The organism is Janthinobacterium sp. P210005, assembly GCF_036231865.1.
GTDB classification, from domain to species: domain Bacteria; phylum Pseudomonadota; class Gammaproteobacteria; order Burkholderiales; family Burkholderiaceae_D; genus Janthinobacterium; species Janthinobacterium kumbetense.
Map to the genome: position 1 here is coordinate 571,112 of NZ_JAZARC010000004.1, position 23,934 is coordinate 595,045.

Consider the following 23,934-nt stretch of genomic DNA (forward strand, 5'->3'; position numbering starts at 1 on the left):
ACGGGCTGGACATGGGCTTGACACATAAAAGACAAATGTTTACAGTAAAAGACAAATGTTTAAACCTTTAGCGAAAACCTTGTGACCGACACCAATAAAAAAGACCAGCTGTACACGTTGATCCGCAACAACCCCTTCATCTCGCAGCAAGACCTGGCGAGCGAACTGGGCTTGTCGCGCTCGGCCGTCGCCGGCCACATCGCCGGTTTGATCCGCGAGCGACGCCTGCTGGGACGCGCCTACGTGCTGCCCGACAGCCGCCCCGTGCTATGCATAGGCGCCGCCAACCTCGACCGCAAGATGCGCACGCTGGCGACCTTGCAGATGGGCACCTCGAACCCCGTGCGCTCGGAAGAAGTGTTTGGCGGCGTCGGCCGCAACATCGCGGAAAACCTGGCCCGCCTGTCCATTCCCGTCGCCCTGCTGACGGCGCTGGGCGACGATGCGGCCGGCCACGCGCTGCAGACGCACGCGGAAGACGCAGGCATCGACATGCGCGGCAGCTTGCATTTGAGCAACACCAGCAGCGGCACCTATACGGCCGTGCTCGACGAACATGGCGAAATGCTGCTGGCGATGGCCAACATGCAACTCTACGAACAGCTGACACCCGCCTTTTTGCACAGCCGCCAGCCGCAGCGCGCGGCCGCCGCCCTCACCGTCTGCGACCTGAACCTGGGCCACGACAGCGTGCAGGCGCTGCTGACCGATGCGCGCCAGGACGCCGCCCATGCGACGCCGCTGGTCATCGTCGCCGTCTCGCAACCGAAGATGGCGCACCTGCCGCAAGACCTGACGGGCTTGTACCTGCTGATCCTCAATCGGGGCGAACTGGAAACGCGCGTGGCGCGGGCCTTGCCCACGGCGTTCGAGGTGCGCGCCGCCTGCCGCGAAGTGCAGCGCCAGGGCGCGCGCCAGGTGATCGTCACCTGCGGCGGCGAAGGCGTGTACTTCACGGATGGTGACAGCCTGGACGCGCCTGTCGTGCATCTGGCCGCGCGCGAAGTGGACGCCGTCGACGTGACGGGCGCCGGCGACGCGTTTTCCGCCGCCGTCTGCTGGTCGCTCTACCACGACAGCAGCGATTTGAAACTGGCATGCCGGCGCGGCCTGAAACTGGCCGCCATGACCCTGGAATCGGCGGCCACCGTCTCCCCCCAGATTTCCGCCGGCGCGCTCGACAACATTGACGACGCCGACCTGGCGCCGCCCCCACCTACCCTCTTTCAACAGGACTGACATGACCCAATTACAGAATTTCCTCTTGTTCTCGCAAGAAGTGCTCGACGCGCGCGCCGCCGGCAAGGCCATCGTGGCGCTGGAATCGACCATCATTTCGCACGGCATGCCGTATCCGCAAAACGTGGAAATGGCGCGCGAAGTGGAGCAGATCATCCGTGACGGCGGCGCCGTGCCGGCCACCATCGCCATCATCGGCGGCAAGATCTGCGTGGGCTTGTCGCCCGAGCAACTGGAATTGCTGGGCACTTCGCCCGACGCCATGAAAGTCAGCCGCCGCGACCTGCCGTTCGTCCTGTCGCAGGGTAAATTGGGCGCCACCACCGTGGCCGCCACCATGATCTGCGCGGAACTGGCGGGTATTTCCGTGTTCGTCACGGGCGGCATCGGCGGCGTGCACCGTGGCGCCGAAACGAGCTTCGACATTTCCGCAGACTTGCAGGAACTGGCGCAAACGTCCGTGGCCGTCGTCTGCGCAGGCGTGAAATCCATCCTCGACATCGGCCTGACCCTGGAATACCTGGAAACCCATGGCGTGCCCGTCATCAGCGTGGGCCAGGAAGGCTTCCCCGCCTTCTTCACGCGCGAAAGCGGTTTCAAGGCCGATTTCCGCCTCGATACGGCCGCCGAACAGGCTGCCTTCATCGGCACCAAGTGGCAACTGGGCTTGAAAGGCGGCGTGATCGTCAGCAACCCCGTGCCGGCCGCGCAAGCCATGCCCAAGGAAGAAATCGATGCGATCACCACGCAGGCGCTGCAGGAAGCGGACGCGGGTGGTGTGAAGGGCAAGCAAGTCACGCCATTCCTCTTGTCGCGCATCAAGCAGTTGACGGATGGCCGCAGCCTGGCGACGAATATCGCGCTGGTCAAGCACAATGCCCAGGTCGGCACGGCGCTGGCCATTGCCATGCAGGCAGTCGTGGCACGATAATAGGACTGCTGTAAAGAAAGCGCGCATGCCGGCATCCAGGCCTGCGCGCCGTTCCATCGCCTAGCACCACGCAACGCCAAGGAAAGCATGTCCATCGATCTGAAACAGTTAAAGTATTTTCTTGCCGTTGCCGAGGAGAAAAGCTTCAGCCGCGCCGCCGAGCGCCTGCATATCTCGCAGCCGCCCCTGAGCCAGCAGATCATGAAACTGGAAAGCGAACTGGGCGTACGCCTGTTTGCGCGCACCACGCGCACGTTCGAACTGACCGTGGCGGGCAAGGCGCTGATGAACGAGGCGGCCGACCTGCTGGCCAAGATGCGCATGACCATCGACACCATCCGCCAGATCGACCGCGGCGAAGTGGGCCGCTTGCGCGTGGGCATCGTCGGCTCGGCCATGTGGGGCCCCATTCCCAGCCTGCTGGAAGAATTCCAGACCAAATTTCCCCGCGTCAGCTGGACCATCCATGAATTTGGTCCCACGGTGCAATACGAAGCCTTGCGCGCCAAGCAAATCGATGTGGGCTTCTGGCGCGAACCCAAGCTCAACGACGACGACTTGCGTCACGACAATTTACGCCAGGAACTGTGTTTCCGCGAAAACGTCTGCGTGGCCGTCAATGAACACCACCCGCTGGCAAAAAACACGTCCATCGAACTGATCGACATCGCCCACGAACCGATGCTGACCCTGAACCTCGACAAATCCGCGTTTCCCCGCTACCTGGTGCAATGTTGCATCAATGCCGGCTTCGAACCCGTGATCTTCCAGGAAGCGAGCGAGCCGCAAACCCTGCTGGCCATGGTGGGCGCGGGCCTGGGCGTGACCCTGGTGCCGGAAACGACGAGCCGCATCGGCTGGCCCGGCGTGGTGTTTCTGCCGATCAAGACCAATCCGCCGTCGGCCAACCTGTATATCAGCTACACCACGCTGGACGACGCGCCCGTCGTGCGGGCCTTCTTGAATATCCTGAATCCCCCCGCCGCCTGAAGCCGCAATTTATATGGCTTTCATATAAATAACTAAACAAAAACGTATTTGTCATACATATCTGGCATGATGCATAGTGATTCGGACGCCCATCGCGGCGCCGGTCCCGTGCTTGCCCTGCCCGTCAACTGACGGCGCATCCCAGCCCGCTCCGGCAGCCCCCTTCGATGTTGTACGTATAAAAGACACGGGGTCGACTGTTGCATGAGCATCACATTGTCGACATAAAAGCACACGAGGTCAGCAATGATCTTGTGCAATACAGTGCAATGTTGATAAGGAATTATCACCTCGTGCATCAAAAACAGGCTAAATCGGCCCCAAATTATATGTTTCACCTATAAAAAATATACAATATCGATCTTCCAGGAGCCAATTCATGAAACTTACACAATTTAGTTTGACGATCGCAGCCGTATTTCTGACTGCTCAAGCGTCCGCGGCTACCCCAAAACTGGGTGTCGTGTATGACGCGGGCGGCAAGTTCGACAAGTCGTTCAACCAATCCGCTTTCGAAGGCGCCTCGCGCTTCAAAAAAGACACGGGCATTTCCTTCATCGAAGTGCAAGCCTCCAGCGATACGCAAGCCGAGCAAGTCATGCGTGGCCTGGCCCGCAAGAAACTCGACATGATCGCGGCCATCGGCTTTGCGCAAACGCAAGCCGTGCAAAAGGTCGCCAAGGAATTCCCGAACGTAAAATTCGTGCTGATCGACGGCCAGGCCGCCGGCAGCAACGTCAATTCCGTCGTCTTCAAGGAAGAAGAAGGCTCCTACCTGGTGGGCGTGGCTGCGGCCATGGCCAGCAAGAGCAAGAAGGTCGGCTTCATCGGCGGCATCGATATTCCCCTGATCCGCAACTTCGCCTGCGGCTACGCGCAAGGCGTCAAGGCCGTCAACACGAAAGCGGAAATCACGCAAAACATGGTCGGCACCACGTCCGGCGCCTGGAATGACCCCGCCAAGGGCGGCGAACTGGCCCGCTCGCAATTCGAGCGCGGCGTCGATGTCGTCTTCGCCGTCGCAGGCGGCAGCGGCATGGGTACCCTGCAAATGGCCAAGGAAAAAGGCAAACTGGCCATCGGCGTCGATTCGAACCAGAACCATCTGTATCCAGGCAGCATCCTGACCTCGATGGTCAAGCGCGTCGACAACACCGTCTATGACAGCTTCATGGAAGTCAAGAACGGCACCTGGAAGGGCGGCGTCAGCTATAAAGGCTTGAAAGAAGGCGGCGTGGATTGGGCGCTCGACGCGAACAACCGCAAGCTGATTACGCCGGAAATCGAAAAGCGCGTGTTGGGTGCGCGTAAGGACATCATCGATGGCAAGATCAAAGTGATCGATTACCGCGTCGGCAGCAGCTGCCCGGTTTAATTTTTCTCCGTATCTTTTAGCGCGCCGCCGGGGCCAGTCTCCGCGCGGCGCGTTTCCATGAAACTATCCAGTTATGAACCTATGCAGCCAGCAGTAGAATTTCGCAGCATTTCCAAGCAGTTTGGACATGTGAAGGCGAACGCCGACGTCAGCTTCTCCATCGCCAAGGGCAGTATCCACGGCCTGGTGGGGGAGAACGGCGCCGGCAAATCGACCTTGATGAGCATCCTGTACGGGTATTACCGTGCCGACGGCGGGGAAATCCTGCTCGACGGAAAAGTACAACCGATCCGCAACAGCCAGGAAGCGATCAACCTCGGCATCGGCATGGTGCACCAGCACTTCATGCTGGTCGAGAACTTCACCGTCCTCGACAATATCATGCTGGGCACGGAAGGCGGTTTTCGCCTGGCCAGCCACCGCACGGAAGCAGAAGCGAAGTTGCGCGAGATTTGCGCCCGCTACCGCCTCGATGTCGACCCGCTGGCGAAGATCGAAGACCTCTCCGTCGGTGCGCAGCAGCGCGTGGAAATCCTCAAGCAGATTTACCGCAGCGCCAATATCCTGATCCTCGACGAGCCGACAGCCGTGCTGACGGCCCAGGAAACGGCTTCGCTGTTTGAAATCTTGCGCCTGTTCAAGGAACAAGGCAAGACCATCATCCTGATCACGCACAAGCTGCAAGAGATCCTGGAAATCACCGACAACGTCACCGTCATGCGCGGCGGCACGGTGGTGGGCGCCGTGGCGACCGCCGGCACCTCGAAAGAGGAACTGGCCAACATGATGGTCGGCCGCCCCATCCAGAGCCACTTGCCGCGCGCGCCCTACAATCCGGGCGCCACGGTGCTGGAAGTTGACGGTTTGCAACTGGCTGACGACCAGCAAGTCAAATTGCTGGCCGACATAGGTTTTAATCTGCGCGCCGGCGAAATCGTCGCCATCGCGGGGGTGTCGGGCAATGGCCAGAGCGAACTGCTGGAAATCCTGTCCGGCATGCGTTTGCCGACGTCGGGCAAGCTGCGCTTCCTGGACAAGGACTTGCCGTTTGCCAAGCGCCACGATGCCGACGGCTTGCCGCTGGCCTTCCGCGAACTGGGCATCGCCCACATTCCGGAAGACCGCTTGCGCGATGGCGTGGTGAAAAATTTTTCCGTCATGCAAAACACCATCCTCGGTTACCAGGACCACCTGAAAAACCGCTGGGGCTTGTTCAACTTCAAGGCCATCGGCGCCCGTTGCGCGCAATTGCTGAAAACTTTCGACGTGCGCCCGGCCAATCCGGACTTGCGCATCGGTTTGTTGTCGGGCGGTAACCAGCAAAAGGTGGTGATCGCGCGCGAAGTACTGGCCAAGCCAAAACTGATGCTGGTGGGCCAGCCCACGCGCGGCGTCGACATCGGCACCATCGAAAGCATCCATACGCAATTGCTGGCCCTGCGCGACGCGGGCGTGGCGATCCTGCTGGTGTCCGTCGAACTGGAAGAAGTGCGGGCGCTGGCCGACCGCATCCTCGTCATGTGCGGCGGACGCATCACCGGCGAACTGAAAATTGAAGAATTCGATACCACCCGCATCGGTCTGTTGATGGGGGGAATGCATAAATCATGAATAACGACTTGCCACGCTGGGCGACAGCCTTTGTCATGCCCATGTTAAACCTGCTGTCGGCCTTGCTGGTCGCAGCCCTGGTGATTTATATGCTGGGCGAAGACCCGGCCGAATCGCTGTCGATCCTCGTCCACAGCGCCATCCTCAATCCGGAAGGCTTGAGCTATACCCTGTTCTACGCCAGCACCTTCATCTTCACGGGCCTGTCGGTCTCGGTGGCGATGCAGGCTGGCCTGTTCAATATCGGTTCCGAAGGCCAGATGTATATCGGCGGCCTGGGCCTCACTGTCGCCATGCTGGCCTTCGACCAGACCCTGCCCGCCTGGCTGCTGATTCCGGCCGCCATGATCGGCGCGGCCCTGTTCGGCGCGCTGTGGGGTTTCCTGCCCGGCTACCTGCAGGCGAAGCGCGGCAGCCATATCGTCGTCACCACCATCATGTTCAACTTCATCGCCGCCAGCCTGATGAACTTCGTGATCGTGAAATACCTGATCCCGCCAGGCGAACAGAACACGGCCAGCCGCGTGTTTGCGGAAAGCGGTGAAATGCCGCGTCTGTCCACCTGGTTCCCGTCGCTGGGCGACACCCCGCTGAACATCAGCTTTATTTTGGCGATCGCCGCGCTGGTGATTTACGGCGTGATGGTCTGGCGCTCGTCGTGGGGCTTCAAACTGCGCGCCACGGGCCTCAACAAGCACGCGGCCCACTATGCGGGCGTGTCGATCAGCAAGATGATCATCATCGTCATGCTGATCTCCGGCGCGCTGGCGGGCTTGGGTTCCGTCAATTCCATCATGGGTTCGACGCATTATCTGTCGCTCAATTTCGTCGGCGGCGCCGGCTTCATCGGCATCGCCATCGCCCTGATGGGCCGCCAGCATCCGGTCGGTATCTTCCTGTCGGCCGTGCTGTTCGGCGCGCTGATACAGGGTGGTTTCGATTTGTCGCTGGAAAAACCGAATATCCCGACGGAAACTTTCATTTTCATCCAGGGCTTGATCATCCTGTTCTGCGGCGCCATGGAAAACTTCTACGCACCGGCCATTTCCGCCCTGCTCAAGCGCACCAAAGGCTAACACCATGACACTCGACGACTTTCAATTCGCCAGCATCCTGGTATCGACCGTGCGCAATGCGCCCGTCCTGATCTTTGCCGCCATGGCCGGCCTGTTTGCCGAACGCAGCGGCATGATCGACATCGGCCTGGAAGGCAAGATCCTGGCCAGCGCCTTCGCTTCCGCCGCCGTGGCCTACACGACGCAAAACCCGTATTACGGCATGGCTGCCGGCATGCTCGTCTGCGTCGCCCTTGCCCTGCTGCAAGCGTATGTCAGCATCACGCAAAAGGGCAATCAGCTGGTGGCCGGCATGGCGATCAACATCGCCATGAGCGGACTGACGTTTGTGCTGGCGCAATTCTTCTTCCAGCAAGGCGGCCGCACGCCCGACCTCGGTTCGGCGCGGCTGTTCGATGTGGTCTTGCCGGGTACGCAATACGTGGAACATATCCCCTTCATCGGCTGGGTATATGCCCACCTGATCGGCGGCCATTCCATCCTCGTCTACGTGGCGTTCCTCTTGATTCCGCTCGTGCACTGGCTGCTGTACCACACGCGTTTCGGCCTGCGCCTGCGTGCCTGCGGCGAAAACCCGCACGCGGCCGACTCGGCCGGCGTCAGCGTGGAAGCGACGCGCTACCTGGCCATGCTGGTGGCCGGCATCCTGTGCTCGTTCTCGGGCGCGTATCTAGCCATCGTGCAAAGCGGCTTCTTCCTGCGCGACATGTCGGCCGGCGCCGGCTACCTGGCCCTGACCGCCATGGTGTTCGGCAACTGGCGTCCTGTCTACACCTTCCTCGGCTGTTTGATGTTCGGCTTCTTTGCCGCCATCCAGATCCAGATTGAAGGCGTGGACTTGCCCGTCGTGGGCCGCATCCCCGGCTCGCTGATCCAGATGGTGCCGTATGTCGTCACCGTGATCGTGCTGGCGGGCTTGATGGCGAAATCCATCGCGCCGAAGGCCATCGGTATCCCGTTCGTCAAATCGCGTTAATCGCCCACAACACCGGAAAGCGATCACGCTTTCCGGTGCATTCTCCATCCTGCCTCGTTCTGAGAGCTCAGGAACACAAGTGTCGTTCCATACCTGGCGTGCGGTCCTTAAACCTGGGCACCATCCTTCTCGAATAATGATTCATGAACTTGCCCTGCAACCAGGTGGACGACACGGCTCGCCATTTTGATGGTTTCCGGTCGGTGCGCCACCATGATACGTGTCAGGTTCATCTTGTTTATCGCCAGATTGACCTTGTATTCATTTGCAATGTCGAGATGACTGGTAGCTTCGTCGAGCGCCAATATTTTGGGTTGCTTATACAATGCTCTGGCCAGCAAAATACGCTGTTTCTGCCCTCCTGACAAACTGCTGCCCATATCACCGACCAGTGTTTGATATCCCATGGGCATTCTCGCTATTTCTTCATGTATGGCAGCAAGTTTCGCGCACTCTTCGACCGCAGCATACGACATGCTCGTATCAAAAAAACTGATGTTCTCCATGATGGATCCGGCAAGCAACACATCGTCTTGCATCACGGTGCCCACCAGTGTTCGATAGGCCCTCAGCCCGATCTTCTGAATTGGAATATTGTCGATCAGCACTTCACCAGATGACGGCAACAGCAGACCAGTGATGATTTTGCACATGGTTGTCTTCCCGCAGCCACTTGCTCCAACCAAGGCGACACTTTGGCCGGCCGGTATGTGCAAGTTAACGTCCTTCAAGACCCATGGTTCACCTTCTGCGTAGCGGAAACTCACATTTTTCAATGTAATGGCGGGTTGAATGCCCGTTGTATCCAGCTCGAAATCCATTTCAGGCTCCACCGGTTCGAGCACAATATCGGCCAGACGCTCTGCATGCATACCTAGCATTCTGAAGTTGACAAAGACATCGATCAAGCTGAAGACACGACTGGAAAATGTGCTGGAATAACTGACGAAGGCCATGAGCATACCCACCGTCATGCTCCCCCCCATGACGGCCATTGCGCCCAAATAAAGCAGACTCAACCCTTGTACTCCAGAAATCAAACCATTGCCAACCTTGAATACAATGCCAAGTTTTTGGGTCTTGATATCTCTATTGATAACATCAAGTTTTAAATTACGCCAATATGCGCCACGTTCGGATTCACGTCCGAATAGCTTCAACGGAGTGATTGCACGTATGGTTTCCAGAAAGTGCGTATTTTCTTTTGAAGAAAGTAGAATCCTCTCCAAAGAAGCTTCGCGCAGGGGTTGATAAAATACCCACCGCAACAGTGCGTAACATAATGCGGCGATGACAACGATCGCTGTCAAACGTGGGCTATACATGATCATGATGATCAGGGCAAACGAGGCCATCAACCCATCGATAACACTTTCAACAAAAATATTGGTCAACGTAGATTGAATCGCACTCATGCTCGAAAAACGCGACACTACATCACCGACATGCCTTTTTTCAAAATAGGAAATGGGCAGCCGTGTCAGGTGGGCGAACACTCTATTCCCCCATTGAAAACCAATGTCTATGCTCCAACGCATCAGAAACCAGCTGCGGGCCAGTCCAATCGCAGTCTGCGTCAACAGTAGTAAGGAAAAGCCAAGAACCAGAATTTGCAAAAGATCTTTATCACCAGCAACTATCACTTCGTCAATCACAAATTGGTTGAAAAGTGGCATTACAATCGCAAATAATTCAAGTGTAATTGCGAGTAAGAAAATTTGTATCAAAGCCCGACGCAAACCGGAAATTCTTCCAGTCAATGCACGAATGGAGATCTTTTTCTCTTCCTGCTTTACTTCAAACGCATCGTTTGGCGTCAATTCCAGGGCTACGCCAGTGAAATTCTTCGACACCTCATCTATCGAAACAACTCTTTCCCCAATTGCAGGATCAATGATTTTTATAAGCAATTTACCGAAAAATTTTCGTTTGACACTTTTCAAAACGACAAAATGATTCAAATTCCAATGCAAAATGGCGGGACATTTCAGTTCTGCAAGCTGATCCAACTCCAAGCGCAGGGGACGCGCAGCCATGTGCATCGCTCCCGCATATCGTACGAGTTGCGCTAAGGTTGTCCCCTTCAGGCTTATCGAAAACTTTCGGCGCAACTCAGGCAAGCCGACGTGATAGCCAAAATAATTACAAATCATGGCCAGACTAGCAATGCCACATTCGCTTTTTTCAGTTTGGAGTATAGTTTTCATCAAGTCTATATTTTCGTTTGGCTGCTTCTTTATGATGATTAACCATTCAAACGTGTCAACAATGGTTCAGCGATCCACTCCCATATCTGCCGTTTGTCCTGAATAATGTCCGCTTCCAGCGCCATACCTGGTCGCAAGGACTGCCTCTTCCCATTAACCAGGATATAGGAACGTGCCAGCCTTACCTTAATGCGGTAAAGAGCTTCATTGCTGTTAGAACCTGGTAAGCTCCTTTCCGAGTTACTTAAAATTGTGCTGGCCAGGTTCACTGGTAATTCACTTGGAGCAAACGGCGTGTTGCTGACACCTGTAATGACGCCAGTCTGAAGGCCGAATTTTTGATAAGGGTACGCTTGCAGGCGCATTAATACATCCTGTCCGACGGCAACAAAACCAGTTGTCCGGCTCGGAGCATACAAGTGGACTTCAAGTCCGTCCGCATCTGTCTGTGGTTCGGTGGCATCGGGTACGAGTGTCGCAAGTGCCTGCCCACCACTCACGGTCTGTCCTGCCTGATAGGTAATCGTGGTAATTGTCCCGCTGCTGGGGGCGGTGATGAAATTTAATTTTCGATTCTCATTCTCTGCCGCCTCCTGACTAATACTGGCAACAGCACGATCCAATTGCACTAGTTGACCGGTGAGCTCTCCCGCCAGATTCGTACGCTCTGCATCCAAAGCGTAATTCCTGGCTGCCTGCTGAGCCTTTGTTCGCTGCAGACTGCTCAATCGACTTGAGTAATCAATCAACTCTACCTGCTTCTGCTGAACTTGCGCGTCGGAGACATAGCCACTACGCTGCAACGTTTCGTACTTCGCAACGCTTGACTTCGCCAACTCTTCACGTCGTCCCGCCAGCTCCAATTCCACGTTCAATTGACTAATTTCACTGGCTAAAATTCGCTGCCGTTCGTCAATTTGCTGGCCTTTTTCCTTTATTCTCGTAATAAGAACGCGTCGTTCCGCATCCAGCGTCTGCCGTCGGACCGCCAACTGTTGCGCGATCAACCCTGTGATTTCCCCATCACCCGCCTGCCGGGCTGTTGACAATTCAAACAGAGGATCGCCGATCTGTACATGCTGCCCTTCCTTCACAAAATTTTTTGTCAGAACACCTGCAGCAAGTGCGGCAATTCCAAGGCTGCCACCCTGAGGAACAATAATACCAACGACGCGATTTTTTTTTGTAAAGCTACCAAAAGAAATAAACAGAATCAGCAACAGGCCTACGATAAAAGCAATCCCCGCCACCAGCCAGCGTGAAACGGGCTGCGCCAGACTGATGGCTCCGGCCCACTGGCTGCTTCTCGATAGGTGAACTTCCGGTCGGAACAATGGAAGCGGTTGCGATTCCTCATTTTTTGCGGGTGGCACTGTGGCTTCTATCTTCGTTTCCAGAGGCATGTCATGTATGTTCATTGATACCTATACCTTGAAGTCCATTCCCGGACATAAAGCGAATTTCTGATGAGGTTAAACATGCATAAAGCCTGACGGTATTATTTCTGTTCACTCATACTGCGCAGTAAGACATGTATGTGTCTGAGATACATGACCATATTGTTATGTGATCATCAAGCTATCTCACATGGTTAATTCGACAATAAAAATTGTCGACTTTTAGTAGCTTATCCACGGCTGTTTTGGCACAGTTTTCCTCACACTATCAACGGATCAACGGAAAATAATTGTAGCCGATTTTTTTCCACTTCAATTGAATTCTATTGATTTTTCTAAAAAATCAACTTACATTAGATCAGCGTCAGATGAAACAACGCCATGATGCAACATGAAAATAATTCATATTTTTAACGTGCACCATGATTCTATCCAAATATTTCGTTTTGATATGTTTCTTAACGAATACCCTCCATATTGGAGAAAACTTTCCAGTTCATCCTGGAATGTCAATTCATCTTTGAAAGGCAGTATTCATGCGTATTTTAAATATTCAAGAATTAGAAGCCGTTGCCGGTGCCGGCTCTAGCGACGAAGGCTGGTGGGATTTGACGGAAGATGAACGCCAACGCATCCTGGCCGATGAAGCAGCAGCAGAAGCTGCACAAAATCGCCTGCCCGATTATCAAGCCGGTGCAGGTGGCGGTGCCGGAGACACTGGCGGCGGCGGCTACTCTGATGGCAGCTATTACAGGGATTTGTGGGATATGCAGTTTTAAATTATCATCATCAATCTGAGAAGTAAATATTTATAGATGCAGGAATGGAAGGAAGGGATAAATACCCTCCTTCCGTTTCACAAAATAAGCAATAAAATTAACATTATTTGATATGTAATTTTAAATTCAATATTTTCATGATAAATAATTTTTTAGAAAATATTCTACCAAAATCTTCTTTTGTTGAATTTTCCGCACAAAAACTCACCTCGGCGAAAATAGTCTGGAGCAATCCTTACGGAATATCGCCACCGGACCTTGATGAACATGCTTTTTATATTCCTATTGATGGTGATCATCCCTCTGCCTCGTCTGCGAAAGACATCAAGCTATTTCTTGGCGAAAGATATGGCGGCGTAGGTGTAACTTCAAATGGGGGGGGAGCCCGATGTGGCTTGAGAAACAGCATTCAAATTAAAGGAATAGGCAAAAATCCCTTGGCAGGAAGTGCCACGTCTTTCTGGCATTCCTATGGTGGCGAATCTCTGGCCGGCGGGATCAGGGAAGCCATCTGGAGCGAGATAAGCCACAGCGCGCTACCTCACGGCGCCGTCAGGATACACGGCCTCATTGATACCGGCACCCGGGTTCCAGCCTTTTCGTCAGCGGAAGGGACTTCAGAAACAACCCGTCGAGGACTTACTATCCGTGAAGCGGCACTGAGACCCGGCCATTTTGTCCGATCACTTTACTTTTCGCGCCATGATGAGGCGAGACATGGCATGGCGTCGGATGCAGAAAGAACCCGCGCCGCAGTAGTGGCCTTGGCGCAAGCAAGTGACGCAGCCCCTTTCCTGAGCAATTCAAACCACCAGCTGAATAGCTTGCTAATCGCCATGGTTGAACGTTTTGCCGATCAACATGCGGCAGCAACGGCAAAACGCCTGTCACATGGCTTGCAATCTCCGTCCAACATGTGCATGGATGGACGTTGGATTGATTTTGGCACTGCATCAAGCGTTTCAGATTATGGGAAGATCATAGTCGCCAAACATGGGGTTCCTTTTGGCGAAGATAGTCAAATTAAAAATACCATAAATGAAATAGTTCTTTCCATCCAAAGGTATTTGCCTAACGAGAAGAAGAGATTCTTGGTTCCCCCAAACGATATTCTTTCCATTTTCTCAAAAAAGCTTTCTGATAGCATTCAGCTGGAATTTTTAAAACTAACTGGCATACCCGCATGGGATTTACTATCCATTGACAATCATCTAACAAAATCTGCTTTTTCTTGTTTTAAAAAAATAATACTCAAGGGAAATTCCGAACCGTTCAAGCTGTATCCTGCTTGCGCCGGGCAAGATGCTCTCATGCCAGAGAAAATGGGCAGTTACAGCCTGAACTCTTTAATTCGATTGATCAGCCTATGCAAAAATAAACAACAAGCTGAAATTTCTCTTTTCCCAGAATTAAATGACATCCGCCTGCTACATGAATTCATAGATTCATATTGGAATCTGCGTGATGCCTGTCTATTCAAGAAAAACCCTTCCGAAAGGAATTCCGCTCACCTTTTTATCAAGATTAATTCACTCAGGATAAATCAGGGAACCCCGGATTTATACAGGCATACACTCGACAGAACAATCGATATGCATGTTGCATCTGGCCTGGATAGCAAAGATTTCATCAATAACCTCATCAATAAAAACAAAATCTCTCTATCCGACCCAATAGACGGAAATATAGACTTAAGCGCATGGATTGGCGAGGGTTCAATCTTCTCGGAGACTATGGCTCCCTTACTCGTGAAAAATGTCGATCAAGAAAATAAATTAATCAATTATTTTCAAAATCGCACATCCAATGACGATGAAAAAAATTTGATGAAAAAATTATGCGAAACAGTTTTTTGAGAGTGTATGACAGACCTGCACAGAAGATACAAGAAACAGCTGAAATTCTGGGCCACATCATTATCATCATGAAGAACAACCCTGCCCATGCTAATAGGGAAATTTCTTATTTATCAAACAACTTACTCAATGCAATATTGCAGAAAAATATAAAAATTTACTTCAATATTGAAGGATTTCCCGTTGGGTATATTGCATGGGCATACCTGGACAGTTCAACAGAACTACGCATCATGAAAACAAACAATGCCAATATCAGCGCGGAAGAGTGGAATTGTGGAAATTCATTATGGATCATGGATTTTCTGGCGCCGTCTGGAAATTTAATGTATATATTAAATGATTTACGCGATGATGTTTTCCTTGCCGAGAAAAAAATTCGTTACTTCAGAATAAGGAACGAAGAACGAATTTACAAAGAAATAACCCGAAATAGAAAAAATTACTTTTTCCTCGCACCGTCGCATGGAATCGGATCCTGTACTTGCGGGAAGTCCGACTGCCCTGCATTCAAAAATCTTATTTAGCTAGAACTGTGCATTTCCAAAAGTTTTTCTAATGAGAAATATACGGGTATGCCCGAATGGCGGGCCATGCTGACCATCTGTTCCGCCCCCTGTGATGGCCCACCGATGCGCAGCACGGCATCGCAATGGCTCAATAAACGCGTCGCATGCGCGTGGAATAATTCCTCATACACGACATCGCCCACCCGGGTAGAACCGGCCAGCGCCAGCATGGGCAAGGCCAGCCATTCACCGAGCACGGGCATGTGTCCCTTGGCATACAGCGGCAGGCAGACGGCTTGCATGGCGTCCACATTGCGCTGCATCAAGACGGGGTCGTCGCCCGTGCCGGAACGATACGGGCCAGCTACTAAAATCTGCAGGCCCCGTCGCATCTCTTGCGCTGGCGGCATCAAGTGCAACTGCGCATGCTGCAGCAGCATGATGGTCTTGCCGTCGCAGATGCGGCCATCGACCACCATCTGCAGCGCTTGCGCCAGGGGCAGTTCCAGCACTTCGATATCCTCGCCCTCGTGCGCCAGACCGCCGCCATCGCCGATGCGGCTGGCCGGATCGTACTCGGAGACAAAAAAATGCAGGCGCTCCGTCACGGAACCGGGGCTCATGAAAGCCTCGAACACTTTATGCACGGCGCCCACCGCATAGCCCGTTTCTTCTTCCACTTCGGCGCGGATGCGCTGTTCCGCGCTGGCCTCTTCCAGCAAGCCGGCCGCCGATTCGATGAGGAAACCGTCGTGGCCTTCGCGGTAGGTAGGGAAGCGGAACTGGCGGATCAAAATCACCGTGCGTTTGACTTTGTTGTAGAGCAAGATGGTGGCGCCATCGCCCCGGTCATAGGTTTCCCGCGTCTGCGTCTGCCATTGCCCATCACGGCGCAGATAGTCGAACGTGGTTTTCTGCAATAAATACCAGTCGTGCGACAGGGTCTGCACGCCGTGGATGCGGACCCGTTCCTGCTTGCTATTTTCTTCACGCATAGTGTCTCCTTGTGCTTGTATATGCTTGCCTTTGCCGACTTTATCATGCAAACTCGTGCAATATCAAGAAAATACAAGAAAAATCATGCTAACACATCAACGCAAACAATACCTGCTGGACTTGCTCCAGCGCGAAGGCCAGATCGTCGCCAAGGCCGTCAGCGATAGCCTGGGCTTGTCGGAAGACACGATACGCCGCGACCTGCGCGAACTGGCGAAAGAGGGTTTATTGGAGCGCGTACACGGCGGTGCCCTGCCCTTGCTGCCCCGTTCGCCCGCGCTGGCGCCGTTTGCGGGGCGCGAACAGATTTCGCTGGAAGCCAAGCCCGCCATCGGTCGCGCGGCGGGTGCCATGATACAAACGGGGCAGGTGGTATTTCTCGATGGCGGCACGACTGCCGTGCAACTGGCGCGCCAGCTGCCGCGGGAATTGCGCGCCACCATCGTCACGCACAGCCCTTCGATTGCCGTCGAACTGGTGAATCACCCCGGCGTCGAGGTGCTGATGCTGGGCGGGCGCCTGTACAAGCACTCGATCGTGGGTGTCGGCGCGGCCACCGTGGAAGCCATCGGCCGCATCCGCGCCGACCTGTACTTCATGGGCGTGTCCAGCCTGCATCCGCAAGCGGGCGTCACCACGGGGGACCACGAAGAAGCGTGCGTGAAACGCGCGCTGAGCGAAGCGTCCAGCCGCACTGTCGTGCTGGCTTCGCCGGAAAAGTTCAATACGGCCTCGCCGTTTCAAATCGTCCCCTTGAGCCAGGTCAACGACATCATCGTGCACCGCGACGTGGAAGACGCCCTGATCGCGCCCTACCGCGAGATGGGGATCAGCATCACCCTGGCATGAAAAAAGCGGCCCGCAGGCCGCTTTCGCATGACACTTTACTGCGGCCAGATCGCCTGCAGCACGGCGGCCAGACGATAGCCGGCCTCGATCAGCTGCTGCTTCGCCAGCGCCGAGCTGGGCACGGGATAATTGTCCGGTACCGTCAAGGCCCACACGTTGTAGACATCGCCCTTGCGGCTGGTCTGCTGCGTGGCCGGGCCGGCCACCACGTCAGTGAAGGCAATCTTTGACGCCGCCAGCGAGGCATCGGCCCATTGATACGGCCAGGTGGCGGGGTCGCCGCTATTGGCGCTGACCACAGGCGCGCTGGCGATCACGGTGCGCGCGAACTGCTGCGGCGTGCGCGTGCTCAGGCGGCGCATGGCGTAATCGACGACGGTCGTGTCCCAATATGAATGCAGGGGCTTGGTGGGCGACTTCGGATACGCGCTGGAGGGCTTGGCCGCGCCATCCTCAGCCGGCAGCGGCGCGGGAATCACGGCATCCGACAGCGCCGTCATCTTCGCATCGTCGAGCAGCAAGTCGTTGCCGCCGCGCGCATTGAAAACGGTGACATCGTCAATCTGCGCCTGCGTGGCGGGCACGAAAAACTGGCCATCCTTGCCGACAAACGCATTGCCCACATGCAATGGCTGGTGGATATCGCCCACCAGGTGTGTGATCAAAATCAAAGCTTCGCGCTGGCTGAAGCCGTGCGGATTGCTGGCCGCATCATCCTTGCCTTGCAACACCAGGATCGCCTGCTTGAGCGTCTGCACGATATCGACATCGGCCGTGCCCACGCCATGGTCGTGGTAATGCGCGTTCTGGAACGGCACGTTCGTGTAATGGTATTCGCCATGCTTGGGGTTCGCCGCGACATAGGTCAACATTTCAGGCGATTGCGGACCGCAATATGTGCCCTTCACGCAATCGGGCCAGTTGGCGATCTTTTCCAGGCTTTCGCCCGGCAACAGCAATTTCTCCAGCCGCGCCTGCGCCGCGCTGCCCTTGAGCAACTGATCGGCGATGGCGCCCACGGCGCGGTGGCCGTCGTTGCCCCAGGCCAGCACATTGCCGGAGGAGAAAGCGGCGCCCAGCGCCAGCACCGTCAACAGTTTTTTCATGTTCACTCCTTGCCTTGCGGCGTCGCCTTGGCCGGCTTCGGATATTGCTTGTTGATATCGATGGGCTGCGCATACGCCGAGCTCCACGTCTGCTCATGTAGCGCGGCAATACGCTGCGCCATGGCATCGTTGCGCAACACCACTTCCAGGTTGCGCGACAGGTCGAAATAGCCGCCCGCCCAATTGCTCGTGCCGACCCAGGCCAGCTTGCCGTCGATGCTCATGGTCTTGCTGTGGATCACGCGCGCAAACGGGATGAAACCCGTCGACGCCGTGGGTATCGTCACGATGCGGATTTCCACGTTCGGCACCAGGGCCAGGCTTTTCAGGTAGGCGATGGCGGGCGCTTCCGTATTCCAGGCGGACACCATCAGCTTGATCTTCACGCCGCGCTGGGCGGCCGTACGCAGGGCATTGTCGATCACGGCGTAATACGGCCGCGTGCGGTTCGGGCCGTAGGACAGGGGCGCGTAGTCGAGCAGCTGGATGCGCACTTCGCTTTTCGCTTCCGCTAGCAAGGCGGGCAAGCCCGTTTCCGAGTCCCCCACGCCGGCCGGGTTGTAAGCATTCGGGCTGGCCAGCAGGAAGGCGTTTTGCGCGTAATTGGCAGGCACGATCTTGCTGTTGAGCACCGTGGCGCGGCTGCCTTGCGAGGTCAATGCCTGGGCTTGCCAATCCTGCTCGAAAATCGCTTGCACCTGGCTCACCATGGCCGGCTCCGTGATCTTCAAGCCCGTCTCATGGATGTGCTCGAACGAGCGCCAGTCGAAATTCTGGCTGCCGATGTATGCCACCTGGCCATCGACGGCCAGGTATTTCGCGTGCACGATGCCATTGCCCGTGATTTTATTGAAGTCGATGAGGCGCATATCAAGGTTGGGTATCGCCTTGATCCGGTCGATGGTGGCCGCTTCCGACAGGCCCACGCCCTTCTGGTCCAGCAGGAAGCGGATTTTCACGCCGCGCTGGCCCGCGGCCGTCAGGCTGGCCAGCACTTTTTCAAAAGCCGTGCCCGGCTTGCTGACGGCATAGAACTGGGCGATGACGATTTCTTTCTTGGCCGAATCAAACAGCTCGCTCCACACGGTGACGGGCTCGCGCAGGTCGGGATTGGTCAAGCTCGTTTCCACGGGCGAGGTGTGTACCAGCTCAAAGCCGGGAATCGTGAAATCGGCGTGGGCCGTGCCCGCGAACAGACTGGAGAGAACGACAGAAACAAATAAGCGACGCATGGTTATTCCTTGTAATGTTATTTGACGCGCACGATGCGGCCGGCCGCCGTGGCGCTGCCAGTCGGCTTGCCGGCGCGCGCGCGGTCGATCAGGTAATTGCTGAAGGCGTCGATATCGCGCACGCCCGTGTCCAGGCGGCGCGTGCCGGCCGCCAGCACGGTGAAGCGGTCGCCGCCACCGGCCAGGAAACTGTTGGCGGCGACTCGGTATTGTTGATTGTCTTCAAGAGGAATGCCATTCAGCATGATGCTGTCAGGCAGCACGCGCCGGCCTTGCGGCTGCGTGCTATCCCAACGGTAGCTAAAACCTTGGGACACTTGCAGCAGATTGCCCTCGCCGGCCTCTTCGCCCGGCCATTGCTGCTCGAGCAAGGTACGGATTTGCGCGCCGGAAAGACTCACGACGATCAGGGTATTGCCAAACGGCACCACGGCCTGGTTCTGGCCCACGTTCGTCATCAGGTCGGCGCCCGCTTCCAGGTCCTTGCGGATACCGCCATTGTTCATCAGGCCAATTTGCGCGCCGGCTGCGCGCGCGCCGAACAGAGTGCTGTCGGCCACCAGGTCGCCCAGCGGGGAAGCGCCGCCGCCCTTGGTGCTGCGGCCCACGGTGGGCACGGCGATGGCGGCCACGGGACGCGACAATTCGGCCGCGCTGCGCTGCTTCACCGATTCCAGGTAGGCTGCCACGGCCGGGTCCGGCTCATACATGCCTGGCAGCATGACAACGTTGTGCGCGCTGGCATCGATCAGCGCATTCTTGACGGGATCGACCTTGAGCTTGATGCGCGTCAACATGTGTCCGCCCATCTGCGCTTGCGTCACCAGGCGGCCATCGACACGGCACAGATAACCCTGGTGCGAATGGCCGCTGATGACCAGCTGAATCGCCGGGTCGAGACGTTTCACGACATCCACCACTTCGCCCTTCAGCTGGCTGCAATCGGGCTGGTCGACGGCTTCCTTGGTCTCGCCGCCCTGGTGCAGCAGCACGACGAACACGCCCACGCCCTGCGCGCGCAGTTGCGGCAAGGTGGCGTTGATGGCGTCCGCTTCGTCGCCGAACTGCAAACCGGCAATGCCGGCGGCCGTCACCACGGACGGCGTATCTTTCAGCACGGCGCCGATCAACCCCACCTTGACGCCATGCGCCTCTTCGATGCGGTAGGCGGGCAGCAAGGACTTGCCCGTCTGCGTGTCGATGACATTGGCCGCCATATAGGTATAGCTGGCGCCCTTGAAATCGGGTGTGAACTTGCATGCCTTGTCGGCGCGCGACGAGTCGCAACCGCCGCGCTGCTGGCGCAACAGTTCCGCCTTGCCCTGGTCAAATTCATGGTTGCCGACGGAACTGGCCTTCATGCCCAGCATGTTCATGGCGACGATGCTCGGTTCATCGGCCCACAGCGCCGACATGGCGGGACTGGCGCCGACCAAATCGCCATTGCCGACAAAAATCAGCTGCGCGTCTTCGCGCCGCCACGCAGTCAATGCGCCGGACAAGGTATCGATGCCACCGGCCTGCACCGTCTTGCGCTCGGCATCGGCGATGCTCGTGTAGCTAAATTTGCTGCGGTCCAGATTGCCGTGAAAATCGTTCAGGGCGACCAGGTTGATATCGACGGGCACCGCGGGATGCGTGGCGCAACCGGTCATCAACAGGGCAAGCATGAGCAGACGTGGCAACCTCGATGGAGGCCGGTGGAGGGAAAGGGATGGGATCATGCGGAGACTCCTGGACGGGGCGGCGCCAATGGCAAAGACGGTGAAAGATCCTTACCCATAAAAAAAACAGGCCCGAAGGCCTGTACTCTTGCTATCTCAGCCTGGTTGATACAACTCGACGCCGCCCTAACGGGCAGCGCGGAGTTGACAGCCATGCTTAGAAGTCGACGCGCAAGGTGACCGACGCGAAGCGCGGTGCACCCATGTAGTAGGTTGGTGCGCGACCTGCGAACGTACCGGCAGCCGTAACGATATCATTGGCGCCAATACCCGTACCGGAACTTGGGTTGCGGTACTCGCGGTTCAACAAATTCGATACGTTCAGGGTCAGCTTAGGATTCTTGAACATGCCGAAAGTTGGCAACTGATATGCCGCATCCAGGTCAACCAGGGTGTACGCTGGCACTTCCTCGTCGTTCACCAGCGTAGCGTATTGCGAGGCGGTGTAACGGGCTTTTACGCGAACATACCAGGCGTTGGTTTCATAAGAGGCGCTCAAGCCGGCTTTCAGCTTAGGCGACAGCGAGAAATTCTTGCCAGCGGTTGGTGCATAACCAACAATGGTTTTGCCATTGACGGTTTTGGCGACCACGGCCAGATCATCTTCCATCTTGGTCTTCAGGTAGCCGAGCGAACCATAAACCGACCAGCCGTTGATCGGCGTGTTGCCGACTTCCAACTCGAGACCTTTGTTACGCACCTTGCCTACGTTGGTCGTCAGGCTGGTCAGTGTGTTTGGATCGATTGCGGTTGCCTGGCGATCTTTGAAGTCCGTGTAGAAAGCGGTCAGCGAGGTCGAAATATCCTTGGTTTGATGACGGTAGCCAACGTCCAGGCTCCACGACACTTCAGGCTTGACGTCCTTGACGATGGTGGCAACACCATTCGTCACAGTCACGTACGGCGGATTGTTCGGTGCCAGCACGAAGTTGTTCGGCGCACGCATGTTCTTCGCCAGGCTGGCAAAGATCTGGTCGTCGTTGGTAACACGGTAACGCGCGCCCAATTGTGGCAACACGTCCGAGTACGTCTTCGACACGTTGTACGTGGTTTGCGAATTGCTGCCTTCGCTGGCGTTATTGGTGAAATCACGCTTGATGTATGGAGCGCGCACACCGATGTTAAGGTTCAGCTTGTTGTCCATCAACGTGATGGTATCTTGCAGGAACGCCTGGTAAGCCGTGCTGATCGTCTCCCAATCGCGGTTTTGATACAAGGTGCCGTCCGGACGGGTAATCAGGTTGTTGCGCAGCCAGATATCCGGTGCGGAGCCATCTGCGTTGACCAGTTGGCCAGGTGCCGTTTGACGGTGATTCGCACGCTCGTACCAGATGCCACCCAGAATCTGGTGGTCGCCCACGTTATACGTGATCGAAGTCGTGACGCCAGGACGATGAGTACGGGTCAGACTGCCGCGATAGATCGATACGGTGTCGAGGCTGTCGCCGTCGCCGTTCACATCCTTGCTGGCGGCGATCTTGCCGGTGACAGGATTGAGGAAGCCGCCGGCTTCTTTCAGCGTATTTTGCTGCACGCCGCCGGTGCCGAAACCATACCAGTAGTAAGGCACGACTTTCAGATCCAGATCTTCGGCCAGACGGAATTTACCGATCGCCGACGCGATGACGTTCTCGAATGGGTTCAGGGCCAGCTTGTAGTAAGCGGCTGGCTGGCCGGTGCCTGCCTGTGGACCGGCAGCGCTTGCCTTGCCTGGGCTGAGTGCAGCCTGGCCAGCATAAGTGGAGCTGTAATCAGCGTCGTAACCTTCGGTGGCCAGCTCTTTCAGCGTAAGCGAGCGGAAGTTGTTATTAATCGCGCGGTTATAACCGATAGAAGCGTGAATGTAATTGAAACGGTTCCAGTCGTAATTGAAGCCAACGTCAACGTGAGTACGATCGGCTTTGCCCTTGCCTTTCCATTTATCCGCTTGCGCATTCGACACCGACATGAATGCCTTCGCTTTGTCATTGGCAAAACGGCCGGTATCGACACGCACATACGACTTTGCCAGATTCAACTGGCCCAGGGTTTGCATGACGCGTACACGGAATTTATCTTCTGGATCGCAGGTAGTAATACCAAAGTTACCGCCAGTTGCACCCACTTGTGGGGAATCAACGTCGGTCGAGCCTTGGGTCACAAATTGCGAGCAGGTGTTTTCCTGGTCTACATATTCTTGTGGAAATACAGCGAAGTTACCGGAGTCATTCACTGGCACGCCATTCACCGTCGCGCCGATCTGATCGCTGTTGAAACCGCGCATGGCCAAGCCGCCGCCAAACAGACCAGTCGCATCGTAGCCATAGGTGTTCACCGATGGCAACAGAGTCAGGGCATCGTATGCATTGCCGGTTGGACGCTGTTTTGCCAACTCCTCGGCCGTCACGGTACTGCGTGCCTTTGGCGCATCTTCCTGCACCATCAAGCCCATACCAACTTTTTTCCCGGTAACGGTCACCGTCGATGGCGATACCGTGCCTTCAGCACTTTGCGCATGCGCAGTGGAGATGCCGAAGCAAGCCAGTTGGCATGCCACTGCGATCATACTTAGTCGCAATTTTGGTTGTTGAATGAACTGCATTTGAACCCCCTAGAGTGTGTTGTAACTTACAAGATTTTGACTTGCTTATATTGTGGTGAAACACGGAAACTATCCAACTAGACACGGCAGTATAAAGATCGAATATTTCAAATCCGTTACACGGATATGACCGCAATGTGACAGGAGCCGCTAGACATCCTGAATTGTCACAAAAGCGATATCAAAAATGACTTATTCAATTCTTCGCCGTCCAACTATGCATTAAGGTCTGTAGGCTGACAAATACGTTTTTTTTTAATGATTTATATATAAAAAATATAAATCACCGCTGGAAGCCGCATTTTTTGTATCAACCGAGCAAGCTCACCTCATCGGGGCGAAATTATAGATGAGCGGCAAGACTTGGAAATTGTTTCAGAAAATAATTGCAAGAAAGCACTACCAGCGCGTCATTTTGTGTCGTAAAGGCACAACAAAAAGGCTAAAAAGAGGGTTTTGTAACTATGAAGAAGCGGAGGTTACGCGACCGCTAGTTGCGG

General features: G+C 55.6%; 17 protein-coding genes and 1 pseudogene. 11 read left to right on the forward strand and 7 right to left on the reverse strand.

Annotation, left to right across the window (positions count from 1 at the left end; genetic code table 11):
• The first annotated feature begins 81 nt into the window (after positions 1 to 81).
• From VPH40_RS19140 to VPH40_RS19170, 7 genes are all read left to right on the forward strand, one after another.
• Positions 82 to 1,239 carry a carbohydrate kinase gene (locus VPH40_RS19140; protein ID WP_328574234.1) on the forward strand — a complete coding sequence of 386 codons (1,158 nt, stop codon included), beginning with the start codon at positions 82 to 84 and terminating at the stop codon, positions 1,237 to 1,239.
• A gap of 1 nt (position 1,240) precedes the next feature.
• Positions 1,241 to 2,170 carry a pseudouridine-5'-phosphate glycosidase gene (locus tag VPH40_RS19145; RefSeq protein ID WP_099665374.1) on the forward strand — a complete coding sequence of 310 codons (930 nt, stop codon included), beginning with the start codon at positions 1,241 to 1,243 and terminating at the stop codon, positions 2,168 to 2,170.
• Between the two features lie 87 nt (positions 2,171 to 2,257).
• A complete protein-coding gene (locus VPH40_RS19150) occupies positions 2,258 to 3,160 on the forward strand; it encodes a LysR family transcriptional regulator (protein WP_077400023.1) in 903 nt (300 codons plus the stop codon).
• A 379-nt stretch (positions 3,161 to 3,539) separates the two neighbouring features.
• Positions 3,540 to 4,535, forward strand: a complete 996-nt coding sequence (locus tag VPH40_RS19155) for a BMP family lipoprotein (RefSeq protein WP_289917938.1) — start codon at positions 3,540 to 3,542, stop codon at positions 4,533 to 4,535.
• Positions 4,536 to 4,616: 81 nt separating this feature from the next.
• The gene (locus VPH40_RS19160) at positions 4,617 to 6,146 is read left to right on the forward strand and encodes an ABC transporter ATP-binding protein (protein WP_099665375.1); all 1,530 of its coding nucleotides are present in this window, start codon (positions 4,617 to 4,619) and stop codon (positions 6,144 to 6,146) included.
• Positions 6,143 to 7,222 carry an ABC transporter permease gene (locus VPH40_RS19165; RefSeq protein WP_035824975.1) on the forward strand — a complete coding sequence of 360 codons (1,080 nt, stop codon included), beginning with the start codon at positions 6,143 to 6,145 and terminating at the stop codon, positions 7,220 to 7,222. Before VPH40_RS19160 ends, VPH40_RS19165 begins: the two co-directional genes overlap by 4 nt.
• A 4-nt stretch (positions 7,223 to 7,226) precedes the next feature.
• Positions 7,227 to 8,198 carry an ABC transporter permease gene (locus VPH40_RS19170; RefSeq protein ID WP_034754516.1) on the forward strand — a complete coding sequence of 324 codons (972 nt, stop codon included), beginning with the start codon at positions 7,227 to 7,229 and terminating at the stop codon, positions 8,196 to 8,198.
• Positions 8,199 to 8,305: 107 nt separating this feature from the next.
• On the opposite strand, the gene VPH40_RS19175 is transcribed toward VPH40_RS19170, so the two are convergent.
• On the reverse strand, positions 8,306 to 10,405 hold the full coding sequence (locus VPH40_RS19175; RefSeq protein ID WP_099665378.1) for a peptidase domain-containing ABC transporter: 2,100 nt from the start codon (positions 10,403 to 10,405) through the stop codon (positions 8,306 to 8,308).
• A 38-nt stretch (positions 10,406 to 10,443) separates the two neighbouring features.
• Entirely contained in the window at positions 10,444 to 11,823 is a 1,380-nt protein-coding gene (locus tag VPH40_RS19180; protein ID WP_328574235.1) for an HlyD family secretion protein, read from the reverse strand.
• Positions 11,824 to 12,338: 515 nt separating this feature from the next.
• Between VPH40_RS19180 and VPH40_RS19185 the strand changes: the two genes are divergently transcribed.
• The 3 genes from VPH40_RS19185 (at position 12,339) to VPH40_RS19195 (ending at position 14,964) form a co-directional block, all read left to right on the forward strand.
• Complete coding sequence (locus VPH40_RS19185; protein WP_143451385.1) at positions 12,339 to 12,581, forward strand: hypothetical protein; 243 nt, start codon at positions 12,339 to 12,341, stop codon at positions 12,579 to 12,581.
• Positions 12,582 to 12,718: 137 nt separating this feature from the next.
• On the forward strand, positions 12,719 to 14,437 hold the full coding sequence (locus VPH40_RS19190; RefSeq protein ID WP_328574236.1) for a hypothetical protein: 1,719 nt from the start codon (positions 12,719 to 12,721) through the stop codon (positions 14,435 to 14,437).
• Entirely contained in the window at positions 14,419 to 14,964 is a 546-nt protein-coding gene (locus VPH40_RS19195; protein ID WP_305063261.1) for a toxin-activating lysine-acyltransferase, read from the forward strand. The genes VPH40_RS19190 and VPH40_RS19195 overlap by 19 nt, the downstream gene beginning before the upstream one ends.
• Positions 14,965 to 15,356: 392 nt before the next feature.
• Here VPH40_RS19195 and VPH40_RS19200 read toward each other — a convergent pair.
• A pseudogene (locus VPH40_RS19200) lies at positions 15,357 to 15,941 on the reverse strand (NUDIX domain-containing protein); the annotation flags it as partial.
• Between the two features lie 85 nt (positions 15,942 to 16,026).
• On the opposite strand from VPH40_RS19200, the gene VPH40_RS19205 reads away from it, so the two are divergent.
• Positions 16,027 to 16,791 (forward strand): DeoR/GlpR family DNA-binding transcription regulator, encoded by a 765-nt coding sequence (locus VPH40_RS19205; protein WP_328574237.1) that lies wholly within the window; start codon positions 16,027 to 16,029, stop codon positions 16,789 to 16,791.
• Between the two features lie 35 nt (positions 16,792 to 16,826).
• Here the strand turns inward: VPH40_RS19205 and VPH40_RS19210 are convergent, their stop codons facing one another.
• From VPH40_RS19210 to VPH40_RS19225, 4 genes are all read right to left on the reverse strand, one after another.
• Positions 16,827 to 17,897: a S1/P1 nuclease gene (locus VPH40_RS19210; protein WP_328574238.1), complete on the reverse strand. Its 1,071-nt coding sequence runs from the start codon at positions 17,895 to 17,897 to the stop codon at positions 16,827 to 16,829.
• Positions 17,898 to 17,899: 2 nt separating this feature from the next.
• Complete coding sequence (locus VPH40_RS19215) at positions 17,900 to 19,129, reverse strand: phospholipase D-like domain-containing protein (RefSeq protein ID WP_328574239.1); 1,230 nt, start codon at positions 19,127 to 19,129, stop codon at positions 17,900 to 17,902.
• A gap of 17 nt (positions 19,130 to 19,146) precedes the next feature.
• The gene (locus VPH40_RS19220; protein WP_328574240.1) at positions 19,147 to 20,799 is read right to left on the reverse strand and encodes a bifunctional metallophosphatase/5'-nucleotidase; all 1,653 of its coding nucleotides are present in this window, start codon (positions 20,797 to 20,799) and stop codon (positions 19,147 to 19,149) included.
• Positions 20,800 to 21,010: 211 nt separating this feature from the next.
• Entirely contained in the window at positions 21,011 to 23,434 is a 2,424-nt protein-coding gene (locus VPH40_RS19225) for a TonB-dependent receptor (RefSeq protein WP_328574241.1), read from the reverse strand.
• Positions 23,435 to 23,934 lie beyond the last annotated feature (500 nt).

Bases quoted from the DNA above. Each gene is read 5' to 3' on its own strand.
- VPH40_RS19145 (WP_099665374.1), top strand. From the start codon at position 1,241: ATGACCCAATTACAGAATTTCCTCTTGTTCTCGCAAGAAGTGCTCGAC.
- VPH40_RS19150 (WP_077400023.1), top strand. From the start codon at position 2,258: ATGTCCATCGATCTGAAACAGTTAAAGTATTTTCTTGCCGTTGCCGAG.
- VPH40_RS19155 (WP_289917938.1), top strand. From the start codon at position 3,540: ATGAAACTTACACAATTTAGTTTGACGATCGCAGCCGTATTTCTGACT.
- VPH40_RS19160 (WP_099665375.1), top strand. From the start codon at position 4,617: ATGCAGCCAGCAGTAGAATTTCGCAGCATTTCCAAGCAGTTTGGACAT.
- VPH40_RS19165 (WP_035824975.1), top strand. From the start codon at position 6,143: ATGAATAACGACTTGCCACGCTGGGCGACAGCCTTTGTCATGCCCATG.
- VPH40_RS19170 (WP_034754516.1), top strand. From the start codon at position 7,227: ATGACACTCGACGACTTTCAATTCGCCAGCATCCTGGTATCGACCGTG.
- VPH40_RS19175 (WP_099665378.1), bottom strand. From the start codon at position 10,405: ATGAAAACTATACTCCAAACTGAAAAAAGCGAATGTGGCATTGCTAGT.
- VPH40_RS19180 (WP_328574235.1), bottom strand. From the start codon at position 11,823: ATGAACATACATGACATGCCTCTGGAAACGAAGATAGAAGCCACAGTG.
- VPH40_RS19185 (WP_143451385.1), top strand. From the start codon at position 12,339: ATGCGTATTTTAAATATTCAAGAATTAGAAGCCGTTGCCGGTGCCGGC.
- VPH40_RS19190 (WP_328574236.1), top strand. From the start codon at position 12,719: ATGATAAATAATTTTTTAGAAAATATTCTACCAAAATCTTCTTTTGTT.
- VPH40_RS19195 (WP_305063261.1), top strand. From the start codon at position 14,419: ATGCGAAACAGTTTTTTGAGAGTGTATGACAGACCTGCACAGAAGATA.
- VPH40_RS19205 (WP_328574237.1), top strand. From the start codon at position 16,027: ATGCTAACACATCAACGCAAACAATACCTGCTGGACTTGCTCCAGCGC.
- VPH40_RS19210 (WP_328574238.1), bottom strand. From the start codon at position 17,897: ATGAAAAAACTGTTGACGGTGCTGGCGCTGGGCGCCGCTTTCTCCTCC.
- VPH40_RS19215 (WP_328574239.1), bottom strand. From the start codon at position 19,129: ATGCGTCGCTTATTTGTTTCTGTCGTTCTCTCCAGTCTGTTCGCGGGC.
- VPH40_RS19220 (WP_328574240.1), bottom strand. From the start codon at position 20,799: ATGCTTGCCCTGTTGATGACCGGTTGCGCCACGCATCCCGCGGTGCCC.
- VPH40_RS19225 (WP_328574241.1), bottom strand. From the start codon at position 23,434: ATGCAGTTCATTCAACAACCAAAATTGCGACTAAGTATGATCGCAGTG.